Source organism: Lewinellaceae bacterium (assembly GCA_020636105.1).
Taxonomy (GTDB): domain Bacteria; phylum Bacteroidota; class Bacteroidia; order Chitinophagales; family Saprospiraceae; genus BCD1.
This window is the reverse complement of sequence record JACJYL010000001.1, coordinates 4052148-4067356: the sequence shown is the minus strand read 5'-3', so window position 1 is coordinate 4067356 and position 15209 is coordinate 4052148. Positions and strand designations below refer to the sequence as shown.

Genomic DNA, 15209 nt, shown 5'->3' with positions numbered 1-15209 from the left:
TGGGTCAATAAAAATTTGTGATTATGAAAAACTTTAAACCTATCTTTCTCTTTCTTTTGGCAGTATTATTGAGTTTGCCGCTCATGGGGCAAAAAAAATGCAGGGTCATGTCTCCCAACCTAAAAGGGACCTATGAAGGTAAATGCGAGCGAGGCCTTGCCCACGGGAAAGGTTTAGCCGTTGGGACAGACACCTACAAGGGGAGTTTTAAAAAAGGCTATCCTCATGGCCAGGGTACCTGTTATTATGCCGATGGATCTTTTTATGCCGGTGAATGGAAAAAGGGGATGAAAGATGGAGAGGGTAAATTAGCTTTCCAACTGGATGGACGTGATACGGTTACTGTTGGAAAATGGAAAGATGACGTTTATGTAGGGCCGATAACTGCAGCACCTTATCAGATAAACATGTCGAGAGGGGTGGACCGATATTCCTTCCGAAGGATCAATGACGGAGATCGGGTGATGATCCATTTCATGCAAAACGGGATGACAAATACCAGCATTGAGGACTTCAGAATTTTTTCCGATAAAGGAACCCAGGTATTTCTAATGAATGCTTATGGGTATGAAAATATCGACGAATTTCCCTTTACCTGCAAGATCAATTATATAACATCCAATAAGTTGCACACCGCAAAAAATGAAGTGATCTTCGTTTTTACCATCAATGAACCGGGTGATTGGGAAGTTACCATTCATAACTAAGGAACAATCAAAAAGAATTTCCTCGCTTTCATCCCAATGAATAAGTTATTTTTGAACATTGGTAAGCAGTTGTAACGAGGTTTTTGATAGAATAAAACATGAGTTCATCCCGAATTTAATCTGATTAGATGAAATTCGGGATGACTCATGTTTTCTTTGGTCTGGTCAAATCAACATTACTCTCCGATCGCATACAGCCAACCATCCCCCGAACCGATGAAAATAGTGCCTGATTTGGAAATGGAAGCCGTTGCATAAATAGATTCCCCGTAAGAGGGTTTCCAGCCACCGCGGCTTTTTCCCTCCACGTTTTTCATCTCCCCGGCATCGGAACTGTTCCCGAGGTACAATTGCCATATCAACTGGCGGGTTGCCAGGTCAACCGCATAAAATCCTCCGTCGTTCCTTCCCATATACAAGGTATTTCCGGCGATAACCGGCGACGGCCAGTGCGGCCAGGTTTCCATCCCCATGGCCACATCCCATACCACCTTGCCATCGTCAGCATTGATGGCGACCAGGTTTTTGGAATAGGGATTCCCATAGAGTAAAAGGTTGTTCCAAACAGCGACTGAGCTCCTGAGATTCCCGTGGTTGAAATTCCTTTTGTCATCATCTGTCGCCTCCCAAATGAGTTTGCCTGTGTTTTTATCAAAGGCCTGCATGGCCGGGAAGTCATAATAGGTGTCTCTTACGTACGGAATAATGAGTTTGTTGCCCGCCACCGTGGGAGTGGAGTAAATCTCAGCGTTTTCCAGATCTCCGTAATATGATGTTTTCTGACAGGTGGTTTGCCAAATCGTTTTACCTTCCCTATCGAGGGCGACCAGGGTGCCATCGACGAAGGCTCCAAAAATTTTCTTACCATCGGAGGACAACCCGCCACGGATATTTGAATCACAGACTTTTGTTTCCCAGGCCATTTTACCCGTAGTAAGGTTTACGGCTAAAATTTTGCCTGAGGCATCCCCTACCATAACTTTATCCGATAAAATCAGAGGCTGAGCGTATAAAGGGCCACTTCTGTCAATACTCCACACTTCCTTACCGCTTTCGGCATCCAGACACCTTAAGAAGCCATCGTCACCGGTGGAAATTATCTTACCATCACTATAGGCAACACCACAGGCATCTTCAGGTGTTTTATGGTGCCACAATATTTGTCCGTTGTCTGCATTGATACAGTAAATGCCATCTTTCCGATCGCCTTCATTATGTTGTAAACCTGAGCTTCCGACGTAGATTTTATTTTTGACAACAATCGAATTGTTCAGGTATCCCTGGATGCCGATTTCCGTTTTCCATAAGATCTTAGGATTTTGAATGGCCGGGTACTTTGATAAAGCTGTGCGCTCTATGTTATTTTGATACATGGACCAATCGGAGGCTATTTTGCGGTTGCAGCTGAAAAGGACAAGGGTAAGTAAAAAAATAAGGGACTTTTTCATTTGTATGAAAGTTTAAGGTTTTGATTTTAAAATAAATGACTCAAGTCAAAAGTACATCAAAGGAATCTTTTTGACAAAAGAAAAAAGGCCGGGAGTAAAACTTAATGAGGATCCATTTAACCGGAAGAAGGATGCTATTGCAACTCTTCATCAATAGCTGTGATCACTTCTTCAATTTGTTTTTTTAACCCGAAATGATAACGGATCTTTCGTTCACGGGTAATTAAATTTTCCTGCAAAGTAATCCTAAAACCATCATCCGCTTTCAGGCGATTGTAATCTTTTAAGTGAAATTGATAAAAAGTCAACGAGTCGGAATTTTCTTTTAAGACACGTGTTAAGTAAGGTTTTTCAGACAGAGAGAAGTACTTTTTAAGGTAAGGTTCCATATCCCTGGAAATGTTCCGGTGGATGGATTGATCAACACCACCCGAGTAAACTCTTTCAATATTGATCTGGTATAGATCGGTAATCTTGAAGCGCAGGGATTCATTGCTTAAAATCTCAAGTCCATGCGATTTTAATAATTCAAATGCCGCGGTTTTCGGAAAGAGTTGATAATCCTCGCCGATCAGGGTGAAATAAAGGTCCATCGAATCGTTATAAGGGGCATCGCTTTCCAAAAAATCGCGGATCATCCGTGCTCTGTCCAATCTGTCGATATGACGATCAAGATCGTGAACAAGGTCTTCCAACGTTTTTTTTAGATCGTTCCTGACCTCATGATAAGCCTGGATTTCAATCTTTTCCCAAAGACTACGCCAGCGATACCCTTAAAATACGCCCCTTGACAATTCTATTCAAAATTCAACACCTCCAATACCATTCCCCCCGTCGGCATCTCCGCCAAAATGGGCATGGCCTGACCAATAAGGGCTTTCACCTTATCTGATTTCAAAGAATTGTCGTGATCCTCTTTGGAGTCCCATACTTCGGTGATGACGACAGCATCCTGGTCTGCTGCATCCAGGCTTACCATGTACATCCCAAAACCTTTGGCCGTGGAAACGAGGCGGGAAGCTTCGAGTAAGATCTCAGCCAGCTTTTGACCATTGCCGGGCGTGGCTTTCAATTTTCCGTGGAGTCCGTATTTGTTCATTGTGTAAAAGGATATTTATTATTTTAAAATTATTTCATCCGCAAAAAGCATAGCATCATATTGCGAACCTGCGTGATGCCATTCGGGTAATTTTCCGTAATTGGTGGCCACTACTTTCAGGAAACGAACGTTAAGGCCATCCAATGAGGTCTCAAAATTATGCTTAAACGAACCATTTTCTTTGGGAGAAATAGTATTCGTAATGGTCTGCAAAAGTATATACGGTTCCTCCGCGGAATCCTTATAATAGACTTTTACCTCTCTGGGCAAAATGACCCATGAAAAAGTATTTTGATAAAAGCCCATTGAGAATTGGTGTAACGTCTCTTTTTGCCCCAGATCAATTTCGAGGTCAATATCCTGGCCTGAAAAGCCCTGCCACCTGCCACTCCTCAAATCAGCCGGATTGCCGAGTTTCCCATCGAGCAGCGCCATTTTTCCCCCGCCATCATAACTCGGATGGTAATCACTGGGAACAGCATTTAACTTTTTTAATTTCCCAATTCCTTTATGATAAATCAGGCTGTCTTTGGCCAGCGGAAATACTTTGTCGCCCTGGATAACCCCAGCGACTATTTTTACATCAGAATCGATAAAAAAAGGGCCGGTGTATTTTTTGGAATGTTGCGTAATGATATCTTCATTTAGAGCGTAAAAAACAGGAAGCCCTTCAAAAATGGGTGTGATGGTAATTTTTCTGCCTTGCACGGTTAAGTTATTGTCAGGCTTTATGATACAATAACCGTTCAGTCCTTCAAGGTCATTCCTCATGTCCTCAAATTTTTGCATGTTCACCGATAACCAGGAAGGTCTGTTCTCCAGGTTCCATAAGACTTCGTATTGGTTTTTCAAAGCCTCCGACTCAGCAGCCAGTGTTTTTATCGCCTTTTTTAATTCGGAGGCTGAGGGGCTGGAATCGCCTTTTAAAAATTCATACACATCGATACGAAGGAGATTTTTCCGTAAGGTAAACCGGATTTGTTGCATCGCAAACCGGAGGTAATCAATGGTCGATTCATTGTACCGGATATTGGGCACTATTGAATTGATTTTGTTTGACAAAACTTCCAGCTTTTCCAAAACCGCTTCATTTTCGGCTCTTTTTCCGTTTTGAACGTAATCAAAATGGATGGGAAAAACAGGCTCAAAAAAACGACTGTTGTCTAAAATATCCCTGATTCCTGATTCACGCAATGCAGAAAGGCTCAACATTTCATCCACCAGGCTTTCTCCTTTCAAGCCATAAAAAATTTCATCAAAGGACTGGTTGAAATGACTATACCTGCTTTTTCTTTCGGTTTCAGAAGCTTCAGGAGTGAGGTCGGCAGAAGGGGCGTTCCAGCTGTTTTCAGCGCCCCAGGCAAATCCGTGCCAGGTGTTTTGAAAGAAATCGAGCCCGTCATCATCCCAGCTTGTATTCAGCACCCCGGAAGCATGGTACTTATAACCGTCTCTGATAAAGTTAAAAATATTGACCTCCGCTACCTGCAGGTCGGGATAAATATTCCTCCAGCAACTCACGCCCGGCGCTACCCAGAAATTGAGCCCGGTATCGGTGATCGGCGTAATGGAGGAATCGAAATCTTTTGCCGCATGATACCCCCAGGCAATCACCGTAATGTCTTTCGGAAGCCGGCTTGCTATTTTTGGGTGGTGACTCGCAATATCACCCCACATCAAAATGCTTTTTCCGTAGGGCTTTAATAAATCATTCAACCTGTTGATGTGATAGAGATAAACGCCGTCCATGCCCAGGCTGTCCACCATGGCTTTGGACCTGCCTTCTCCAAGGCCAAAGGTTTCATCACAATTAATATTAAAAAACTCACCGCCATAACATGGCACAATCTCAGAGTAAACATCCCTCAGAAAGTCATAAGATTCCTCCAATGCCGGTGAAATAATGTGGCCATTTTCAGCCAGGTGCTTATAATCAGGATGGGACAAAGTCTCTTCCATGTGGCCGAATGACTGGTAATTCCCGATCAGGGTTACGTGGTACTTTTTGGCAAAATCACTCAACTCCCTGATCTCCTCTTTGGTAATGCCATCCTCAGGGGCGATACCGGGATGTTTTTCCAGTTTAAAAACGTGCTCCGTATATAAAGTGAAATAATTGAGTTTAAAAGAAGCCATTTTTTTGATCTGCTCTTTTAATAATGCCATGCCAGGAATGGGGCCTCTGCTGATGTCGTCCTGCCAGGCGCGTACAGGAAAATCGGGAAAGTCGTAGAGGACAAGACAAGGGATGTTGTTCCCCGTTTTATTGGCAATGATAAGTTGCTTTAACGTTTGAATGCCGTAAAAAATACCGGCATCGGTAGTGGCGATTATTTTTATAGCCTGCGGGGATATTTTTAAAACATATCCTTCCTTTCCCGGATCAAAATTTTCGTCCAGGCCCAGTGTTGTAAAGGCGGAGTTCAATTGGGAATCGGAAGCTATTTTAAGCAATTCAATGGTATTATGTTCAGCTTTTCGATCTGATCGAAGGCTTAAATTAAATTCCTTTTGCGCACAATCAGTAATTTCATTTTTATAAAACTCATCAAAGTCATTACTTAGAATGGTCGTGTTTTTATCAAAAGTGAAAAAAGTGTTTTCGAGGATTGCTTTTTTGGGGGTGGGAATAAGGTATAATTGCGCAAAAGCGGTTTGGGTGGCTACAAGAAAGGTTAAAACAGGAAGTAGGTTTTTTATTTTCATTTTTCAAAGTTATAAAAATTTAAGCAAGTGAAATTTATCCCATCTGAATAAACCTTTCGATAATTTACCTGTCTACATTTTTATGAAAATTTGATGTTGTTTAAAGTTTCCTCCTTAAATAGCATCCTTAAAATAAGATCAACATTATCAAAAATGAAAAAAATCTATCCCTTATTCTTTTTAATCCTCGGGCTTTACCTCCATATAAATGCCATCGCACAACAGCCCAATATTCTGCTCTATATCATCGACGACATCGGGGTTGATCCCACGCCAAACTATCTGCCCAATGTGGAAAAAGCAAACATGCCCCGGCTGGAATCCTTAATGGAAGCAGGCATTACCTTTGACAATGTGTGGTCCAACCCTTTGTGTTCCCCCAGCCGTTCGGCCATCCTTACGGGAAAATACGGTTTTCGAACCAATGTGCTGGATGCCGATACTTATAGCCAGTTGTCCACCGCCGAAACGACCTTACATGAATATATTGACCAGGTTTCAGCAGGCTCCTACAGCACCAGCCTTATCGGCAAATGGCATTTGTCAGGTATTGGAAATCAGAATAAAAACTATCCCGCAGAGTGTGGCATCCCCTTTTACGCCGGAAACCTCGGAGGCCAGGTGGCTGATTATTATCATTGGAGCTTAACCATCAACGGGCAGTCGAGCCTTTTTTCGGATTACCTTACGCCTAAATACACCGATTTAGCGATAGATTGGATCAATGATCAAACCCAGCCCTGGTTTTGCTGGGTAGCTCATAATGCCGCCCACACCCCTTTTCATTTACCGCCTGATTACATGCATTCCCAGGGAGATTTGCCCACGGATTCAGCTTCCATTGCGGCCAATCCGTTGCCCTATTTTTTGGCCATGATTGAAAGTTCGGATTATGAACTGGGGCGGTTGCTGGATAATATTCCGCAAAATGTTTTGGATAACACAGTCATTATTGTCATTGGCGATAATGGTACACAACGAAATGTTTTACAAAGCCCTTACGCTCTAAATCAAGGCAAGTCAAGTCTGTACCAGGGCGGTATTCATGTGCCAATGGTCATTGCCGGCGCCGGGGTCAGCAGGCATAATGAGCGTGAAGCGGCACTGATCAGTTTTACCGATTTATTCTCAACGATTGTTGAATTGACGGGAACCACCCTTCCCGAAATCCATGACAGTAAAAGCTTTTATCCCCTGTTGACACAGGCACTGCCCGGGATCAGAGATTGTGCTTATTCAGAAATTACCGAAAGTATGATTTCCCCCGCCGGCTGGACCACCCGCGATGCTACGTTTAAATTGATTCATTTCTATAACGGAACTGAAGAGTTTTACAACCTGATGGACGATCCCTACGAAAGTAACGATTTGCTGGAAGGATCTTTAACGGCTGCCGAACAAGCCGCCTTTGATAATTTGTTGGCTTGTAATCCTCAAAATACTTCTTCTGCCACGGATCTTTCTATTGAAAGCATCTTCAATATATATCCCAATCCTGCCGGTTCGGAATTTTTTATCACTTTAAATACTGCCCGATCTCAAAATTACAGGATTACAGACATTACCGGCAGACCGATTATTTCGGGAATACTGGAACCCGGTCGAAGCCGGCTTTCTTTGGCAAATTTTCCTTCGGGTTTATATTTTATCAAAGTAGAAGGGATAGTCAGAAGATTTATCAGGGAATAAAGCTACTGAACGATCCAGGGATAGGCCTTTTTAAAGCCTTTGCGCCAGGTCGGGTGCCAATGTCCTTCATTCGGTTCTACATCGAACTGCAGGTTTTTTTCTGTCATCCCCTTTGATATTAAGGTGTCATAAACTTTCCGGGCATTGGGGATCATTCTCCCTTCTTCTCTTGCACCAATATTCATGTAAATTTTGAGCGCATCAAAATTGTCAACCTGCTGATGCAAATCAAATACCTTGTCGTTGACCCAAAAAGAAGGAGATAAAACAATGGCATTCCCAAAAACATCGGCGTAGGAAGTTACCATGTAATAGGCCATTAATCCTCCTAATGAGGCACCTCCTATGGTGGTGAATTTTGCCTCCGGTTTTGTCCGGTAGGTACTGTCGACCCATGCTTTCAGGTCAGTGGCAATCCACTCGGCATGTTTATCCCCGGAGACTTCCTTTTCTTCCGGATCCTCAGACGGAGCAAAAGGTTTGTATTCCCTGTTTCTATCATGGGAAGGCTCTATTCCAATCACGATAGCCCCCGGCCCCCCGTTGGCGACGACCTCATCGATCACTTCATCTACCTGCCACTCGGGTCCCCTAAGTACCATATCATTAAACAAAGCTGAGCCATCCAAAAAATAAATGACCGGATAGCGTGCAGAATCGGTTTCGTAAGCCGGAGGCAGATATACATGTAATGTTCTCTTCGAGTCCAGGTAATCTATGTAAGCGGTATCTTTCAATACCCTGACATTTGGAGAAGCCGTGTCCGATAGATTTTCGAGATATTTTTGCTTTTTAAAATGGTCATAAGCCTGGTAGGCAAAAAGGTAGGCAAAATAGATCACGACAACTGCTATGATACCCAATAGTGTTTTCCAATGGAGTATTCTTTTCATAAGTCAATTTTCTATGGGTGTCCAGAATAAAAGTTTCATCAGGGCATTATTTCAAGAGTTGCCAATACCGGCAAATGGTCCGAAATAAAAAGGTTATCGTCCCGCCGGTCGTCAATATGCACATAAGACAACACTTTGAATTTTTGAGTAAAAATATAATCGATCCTTCTCAGCATTACTTCATCTGTAAATCCGCTGAAGGTACCCACCGGACCATAAAAAGGTTGCTCCGTTATAGTTTTGGCATCCGCCAGGCCGTTTTTGAGGGCCTGAACAGGTCGGTCCTCCGGCATAGAATTAAAATCCCCCATGAGGGCAACGGGAAGATGGGCGGCATTGATTTTCCTGATTTTTGTGAGGATGAGGCTGGCCGAATTGGCCCGTGCTACCTCCCCCATATGATCAAAGTGGGTGTTGAATACCCAAAATTGCTGCCCTGACATTTTATTCAAAAAAAGTCCATAAGTACAAATCCTTTCCATAGCGGCATCCCATCCTATAGAAACGACATCAGGTGTTTCCGACAGCCAAAAAGTGGATGTTTCCAACACCTCAAATTGTGTTGTGTCGTAAAAAATAGCCGAAAATTCCCCTTTTTGGGCGCCGTCATCCCGTCCCACGCCAATGAAGGTATAATCCGTCAGGCAGCTGTCTAGATAAGTTACCTGGTGAATCAAACCCTCCTGAATGCCGAAAATGACGGGATCGTAATGCCGGAGCATACGGACCATGGCCGTTTTCCGCTGATCCCAGTTGTTGGGGGTATCCGCAGGATTGTCGTAACGGATATTGAGGGTCATCATTACAGCCGATTGGCTAAAAAGACTCCCGGTTACAAAAATCGTCAGAAGAATAAACAGCAATTTACGTGGATGCATTTTTTTAGTTTTATTGATGTGAGATCAAAAATACAAAGGCCCCTAACCTTGTCAAAAAAATGACAGCTTCATTTGTAATTAATTTGAAGAAAGCATGTGGGTAAAAATAGTTTTAAATTGTTTCAGGTTGAGCAAAGTGAAATCGCACCGAGAGGTCAGGGTGGCAACTCACTTCTACATTCGGTGCCTGCCTGCTGCTGCGAGAAGCGGTAGGCAGGTTCATTATTCGGTGTTCTGCGGTTCTGAGCCGTTATTCCTTGTTAAACCTTCAATCAATAAGATTGGGAATGTATGGAAGGCATTACTGAACAGCAGAACCTGCCTTACTGCGACAGCAGGCAAGGTATCGAATGTCGAATATCGAATAATGAAGTATTCGAAAAAAATTTAATGGCAATAATTTTTGCTGGCAATAATTTAAGTTCATTTTGTCATTATACTTATTTCGAAAAAGGTTTAGCCATTTTTTGATCTCACCAGCCTTCTTCAGCCAAATTTATCCTCTCCAAACACCGATAAAGGCAGGACTAAAAAGAAATTCCAAAAAAATTTCACCCCAAACCCCTGATTTGAAACGTTTGATTGAGGTTTACGACAATTTCAACAAGATTACGATATTTGTAAATTTAAACAAAAATCGTATATTTGTAATCAAACAGTAAAATTTGGACAAGCATTTGGACAGCACGAAATATCAGGATATTCTGAAAACAGCTCACGACCTGTTTTGGAAGCATGGCATCAGGCGAGTAACCATTGAGGAAGTCTGCCGGGAAGCGGGAGTAAGTAAGATGACCTTTTACAGGTATTTCTCCAATAAAGAGGAATTGGCCAGGGTGGTGTTGGAGAAGCTTTTTGATGAGTCCGTTGAAAAATACCGGGCATTGATGAAGGAAGACATTTCTTTTGAGGAAAAGGTCAAACGTCAGTTGATGGCCAAGTTTGAAGGAACAAAAGAGATCAGCGCGGAACTTATTAAGGATATTTATTCGGACAAAAAATCTGGGTTGAGTGAATATTGGGAAAAAAGAGCGCATGAATTTACCGAGGAAGTACTCAGGGATTACGCCGAGGCTCAGCGGGCAGGACTCATTCGGAAAGATATTAATCTGAATTTCATCCTTTATTTCAATCAAAAAGCTGCTGAGATGATCATGGATCCCAACATGGCGGCATTATATGAAACGACCCAGGATCTGATCATGGAAGTCGCCAATTTGTTCTTTTATGGAATATTTCCGCGGCATAACAAGCAAAATGAATAAAAAATGCTTCATATGGTCTTTGTTGATCATTCTCCTCGTCGGAGAATTGACTGCCCAGACAGATACTGCCATGGGGGATACCCTTTTATTCAAAGGCCAACTATCGGCTTTTGAACTGTTCAATCCCAGTAACACCCTACCGCTTTGGACCGGAGCCCGGTACATTCCACAGCTCAATTACGAGATAAAATTACCCGATCGAAAGCAGGTCGATTTCGAAGCTTCGGCCAATATTTTCGGAAACTTCGGATTCAACCCTTTCGATTCCATCAAAGCGGAGGGCAACGTTCAGCCCTACCGGCTATGGGCACGATATTCTGCGCCACAGTTTGAATTGCGCGCCGGGCTGCAAAAGATCAACTTTGGCTCTGCCTCCCTGTTGCGCCCCCTGATGTGGTTTGATCAGCGCGATCCCCGCGACCCGCTCCAGCTCACCACGGGCGTGTATGGTGTGCTGAGCCGTTATTACTTTCTGAACAATGCCAATATCTGGATCTGGGGCCTTTACGGCAATAAGAATATCAAGGGATGGGAAGAGGTTCCATCCAACAAAAAAATACCAGAGTTCGGCGGTAGGTTCCAGGCACCGGTTCCCAAAGGAGAAGCAGCCTTTACCTTCCACCACCGCACGGCTGACAGCCGGAATTTTTACCTTGAAGATTTTCAGTATGAAAAAGTGGCAGAGAACAAAATTGGCCTGGATGCTAAATTTGACCTGACAGTAGGATGCTGGTTCGAAGCCACCTGGGTCAATAAAAGTAAGAATATGGGTATGTTTACCAACCAGGAGATTTTTAACCTGGGCGTGGATTATACCTTCGGGATAGGCAATGGACTGAATATCGTGGTGGAACAGTTGGTGGCCGGATTTGGAGAAAAGCCGTTCGCCTTTGAGGAAACGGCCACCTTTTCCCTGCTCAGCATGAATTACCCCATTGGTTTATTTGATAACATAAGCTCCATAGTGTATTTCGACTGGACAAACAAAACGGCCTATAATTTCCTCACCTGGCAAAAGCAGTTCAACCAATTTTCGCTGTACGTGATGGGATTCATAAACCCGAAAACTTATCATCTGCCGACTCAGAACATAGCAGAAAACCTTTACGGGGGCAGCGGGCTTCAGGTGATGGTGGTGTATAATCATTAGACGGTGGACGGTGGACTGATAGACGATGGACGGTGACGGATTGAAGAAGTAAAAAATATCGAGCTACTACTCCAAACAATTTGAACAATTTGAACAATTTGAACAATTTGAACAATTTAAATCCTTCCCTGGCAAAACGTCATCGGCAACAGTGAAGAAAGAGGTTAAACTTAGGATAAAAAATCATATAAATTCATACAAAATGGAAAATGCTTCAATTATAAAAATTGAAAAGCTTACGAAAACTTTTCCCATGGGAAAGTCTGAGTTTACTGCATTGAGGGATATTGACCTGGTGATAAACCGGGGTGAGTTTTCAGGTTTGATCGGCCCCAGTGGCTCCGGAAAAACGACTTTACTCAACATCATCGGCTCCCTTGATGTGCCCACCAGGGGTGAAGCGGTCGTATTGGGTCATTCCATCGGGTCACTCAATCCAAAACAGGCTGCCCGGTTGCGTAAGGAAAACCTGGGATTCATCTTCCAGAGCTACAACTTACTCACGGTGCATAACGTGTTTGAGAATGTCGAATTCCCGCTTCTATTGCTAAATTTCACGGCTTCCGAACGGCGAAAAATGGTGATGGACGCGCTGGAATGGGTGGGATTGACGGACAAAGAACACTCGCGTCCGCCCCAACTTTCAGGAGGAGAGTGCCAGCGGGTGGCCATCGCACGAGCCATGGTAAAAAAACCATCCCTTGTTTTGGCCGACGAGCCGACAGCGAACCTGGATGCGGCGAATTCACACCACATCCTTCAAACCATGGAAACCCTTAACAAGGAACTCAATACCACGTTTCTTTTTGCAACACATGATGAAAAAGTCATCAGTTACCTGCGCAGGAAAATTTACTTACTGGACGGGAGAGTTGATAAAGATGAGGTTATAACAAAATAAAACAGGTTTACCATGTTATTAGCATTAAAACTGGCTTACAGGAATTTGATTGGCGCCGGTCTTCGAACCTGGTTAAATGTGATCGTTTTATCCTTCTCATTTGTCGTCATTATCTGGATGAAAGGCATCCTGGTGGGTTGGGATTACCAGGCCAAAACAGATATGAAACATTGGGAAATTGCCGAAGGGCAATACTGGCACAAAAGTTACGATCCGTTCGATCCGTTCACCCTTACGGATAGCCATGCCGCCATTCCTGAAGCCTTAAAACCGGAAATAAAAAAGGGCGAAGCGGAACCCATTTTGATCACCCAGGGTACCTTCTACCCCGAAGGAAGGATGCAATCCATTCTTATCAAAGGAATCAACCCTAAACAGACGCTACTGGAATTGCCCACCCACTACCTGGACACCAGTATGGCGGCCATTCCGGCCATCATCGGTTCCAATATGGCGCGTATGAATAAGCTGAAAGTCGGCGACTATGTAACCCTGCAATGGAGAGACGCCAACGGCACTTTTGACGCGGCGGAGGTTTTCATTACTAACATATTTTCCACCAACGTACCAACTGTTGACGTGGGGCAGGTCTGGATCGCGCTCGACAAATTACAGTCCATTATGTTGTTGCCCGGAGAAGCTACCCTCTTTTCCTATGGAAATGCCGAAGAAAACAGGCCTGACCTGGAAAATTTTGTAAACAAACCTATGAAAGTATTAACGGCCGATATTGATAAGATCATTAAAACCAAATCTGTAGGCCAGTCGGTTTTTTATATCATTCTGCTCCTGCTGGCTATGCTGGCCATTTTCGACACCCAGGTGTTGTCCATCTTTCGCCGGCAACGGGAAATCGGAACTTATGTAGCTCTCGGCTTTACCAAAAGGCAGGTGGTTTGGTTGTTTACGACAGAAGGAGCCATGTACGCTATCCTGGCAGCAGCGGCCGCTGCGATTTACGGGGTTCCTTTCCTGATCTGGCAGGCAAAAACAGGATGGACTTTGCCGATGGAAGCCAGTGATTACGGGATGGCTATGGCTCAGACCCTCTATCCTAAATACAGTGTGGGATTGGTACTAACCACAACCTTGGTTGTACTGATAACTACGACTATCGTAAGCTACTGGCCAGCGAAGAAAATTGCAAAAATGAATCCAACGGAAGCTTTAAAGGGAAAAATACAATGATACAATTTTTAATAAAAGGACTTTTTCGTGACAGAAGCCGGAGTACAATGCCCATCCTGGTGGTAGCCATTGGAGTTATGCTCTGTGTTTTGATGCACGCCTATGTGACCGGTGTCATGGGAGATACCATTGAAATGAACGCCCGGTTCGCAACGGGACACGTTAAGGTGATGTCCAAAGCCTATGCAGAAAACGTGGACCAAATCCCCAATGATCTTGCTTTAATGGACGTGGGAGCCCTGCTGGAAGATCTCAAAACACATTATCCTGATATGGACTGGGCCCCGAGAATCAAATTCGGGGGCCTGATCGATGCTCCCGATGAAAACGGAGAAACCAAAGCCCAGGGCCCCGCCATGGGATTGGGTTTTGATCTTCTGTCGAAGGACAGCAAGGAAGATGAGCGGCTAAATTTGTCGGCATCAATCGTCAGAGGATCCATGCCTGTAGCACCAGGAGAAGTCCTGCTCAGCGAAACCTTCTCCGAAAAGCTGAAGGTCAACCCCGGAGACATGGTCACCCTCATCGGCTCTTCGATGAACGGAAGCATGATCATGTATAATTTCAAAGTCGCAGGAACCATCCTTTTTGGTTCCAATGCCCTGGACCGAGGGACGATCATTGCAGACATTGAAGATGTTCGACAGGCACTTGATATGTACGACGCCGCTGGTGAAATAACCGGTTTCTTTTCATCGGGTTATTTCGAGGAAGAGAAAGCGGTTGAAATGGTTCAGCAATTCAATGCTAACCATATCGATGAAGCCAACGAATACGCTCCCATCATGCTGAGCCTGCGCGATCAGCATGGCATGGCCACCCTTGTGAACCTTTCTAAAACTATGGGGCTGATCGTTACCCTCGTATTTATGATGGCCATGTCTCTGGTGCTTTGGAACGCAGGATTACTGGGCGGGTTGCGAAGGTATGGAGAAGTAGGCCTGAGGCTTGCTATCGGAGAAGAAAAACGCCATGTGTATTTCTCCATGATCCTTGAATCGATCTTTATCGGAATCGCCGGATCTGTATTGGGCACGGCTATTGGATTGTTTTTTGCCTGGCTGCTGCAAACCTACGGGATCGATATCAGTTCCATGATGAAAGGAGCTTCCGTCATGATGCCCTCGCGGATCAGGGCGCATATTATGCCGGTTGATTTTTATATAGGCTTTATTCCGGGAGTCATCTCTACCGTGATAGGAACCGCTCTTTCCGGTATTGGGATTTATAAACGGAATACAGCACAATTATTCAAGGAACTGGAAGTTTAAATTTAGTTGGCAGT

Annotated in this window: 13 protein-coding genes; 7 read left to right on the top strand and 6 right to left on the bottom strand. The window is 44.0% G+C overall.

Annotated elements, in window-relative coordinates:
* Positions 1-23 precede the first annotated feature (23 nt).
* Positions 24-707, top strand: coding sequence for a hypothetical protein (locus H6571_15300; protein MCB9325105.1), 684 nt, complete (start codon positions 24-26; stop codon positions 705-707).
* 176 nt (positions 708-883) lie between these two features.
* Here H6571_15300 and H6571_15295 read toward each other — a convergent pair whose 3' ends face one another.
* The 4 genes from H6571_15295 to H6571_15280 all read right to left on the bottom strand — a co-directional run bounded on the left by H6571_15295 (position 884) and on the right by H6571_15280 (position 5960).
* Positions 884-2155 carry a PQQ-binding-like beta-propeller repeat protein gene (locus tag H6571_15295; protein ID MCB9325104.1) on the bottom strand — a complete coding sequence of 424 codons (1272 nt, stop codon included), beginning with the start codon at positions 2153-2155 and terminating at the stop codon, positions 884-886.
* 134 nt (positions 2156-2289) lie between these two features.
* Entirely contained in the window at positions 2290-2850 is a 561-nt protein-coding gene (locus tag H6571_15290) for a hypothetical protein (GenBank protein ID MCB9325103.1), read from the bottom strand.
* A 101-nt stretch (positions 2851-2951) separates the two neighbouring features.
* The gene (locus tag H6571_15285; GenBank protein MCB9325102.1) at positions 2952-3254 is read right to left on the bottom strand and encodes an antibiotic biosynthesis monooxygenase; all 303 of its coding nucleotides are present in this window, start codon (positions 3252-3254) and stop codon (positions 2952-2954) included.
* 18 nt (positions 3255-3272) lie between these two features.
* Complete coding sequence (locus tag H6571_15280) at positions 3273-5960, bottom strand: family 20 glycosylhydrolase (protein ID MCB9325101.1); 2688 nt, start codon at positions 5958-5960, stop codon at positions 3273-3275.
* Positions 5961-6113: 153 nt separating this feature from the next.
* Here H6571_15280 and H6571_15275 point away from each other — a divergent pair, with 153 nt between their 5' ends.
* On the top strand, positions 6114-7649 hold the full coding sequence (locus H6571_15275; protein MCB9325100.1) for a sulfatase-like hydrolase/transferase: 1536 nt from the start codon (positions 6114-6116) through the stop codon (positions 7647-7649).
* 2 nt (positions 7650-7651) lie between these two features.
* On the opposite strand, the gene H6571_15270 is transcribed toward H6571_15275, so the two are convergent.
* Together H6571_15270 and H6571_15265 are read right to left on the bottom strand one after the other, a co-directional pair.
* Positions 7652-8542 (bottom strand): alpha/beta hydrolase, encoded by an 891-nt coding sequence (locus H6571_15270; GenBank protein ID MCB9325099.1) that lies wholly within the window; start codon positions 8540-8542, stop codon positions 7652-7654.
* Positions 8543-8580: 38 nt separating this feature from the next.
* Positions 8581-9342: an endonuclease/exonuclease/phosphatase family protein gene (locus tag H6571_15265; GenBank protein ID MCB9325098.1), complete on the bottom strand. Its 762-nt coding sequence runs from the start codon at positions 9340-9342 to the stop codon at positions 8581-8583.
* 743 nt (positions 9343-10085) lie between these two features.
* Between H6571_15265 and H6571_15260 the strand changes: the two genes are divergently transcribed.
* The 5 genes from H6571_15260 (at position 10086) to H6571_15240 (ending at position 15195) form a co-directional block, all read left to right on the top strand.
* The gene (locus H6571_15260) at positions 10086-10685 is read left to right on the top strand and encodes a TetR/AcrR family transcriptional regulator (GenBank protein ID MCB9325097.1); all 600 of its coding nucleotides are present in this window, start codon (positions 10086-10088) and stop codon (positions 10683-10685) included.
* A gap of 70 nt (positions 10686-10755) precedes the next feature.
* Positions 10756-11835 carry a hypothetical protein gene (locus H6571_15255; protein ID MCB9325096.1) on the top strand — a complete coding sequence of 360 codons (1080 nt, stop codon included), beginning with the start codon at positions 10756-10758 and terminating at the stop codon, positions 11833-11835.
* A 202-nt stretch (positions 11836-12037) separates the two neighbouring features.
* On the top strand, positions 12038-12736 hold the full coding sequence (locus tag H6571_15250; GenBank protein MCB9325095.1) for an ABC transporter ATP-binding protein: 699 nt from the start codon (positions 12038-12040) through the stop codon (positions 12734-12736).
* 12 nt (positions 12737-12748) lie between these two features.
* Positions 12749-13924, top strand: coding sequence for an FtsX-like permease family protein (locus tag H6571_15245; protein MCB9325094.1), 1176 nt, complete (start codon positions 12749-12751; stop codon positions 13922-13924).
* On the top strand, positions 13921-15195 hold the full coding sequence (locus H6571_15240; GenBank protein ID MCB9325093.1) for an FtsX-like permease family protein: 1275 nt from the start codon (positions 13921-13923) through the stop codon (positions 15193-15195). The genes H6571_15245 and H6571_15240 overlap by 4 nt, the downstream gene beginning before the upstream one ends.
* Positions 15196-15209: the final 14 nt, after the last annotated feature.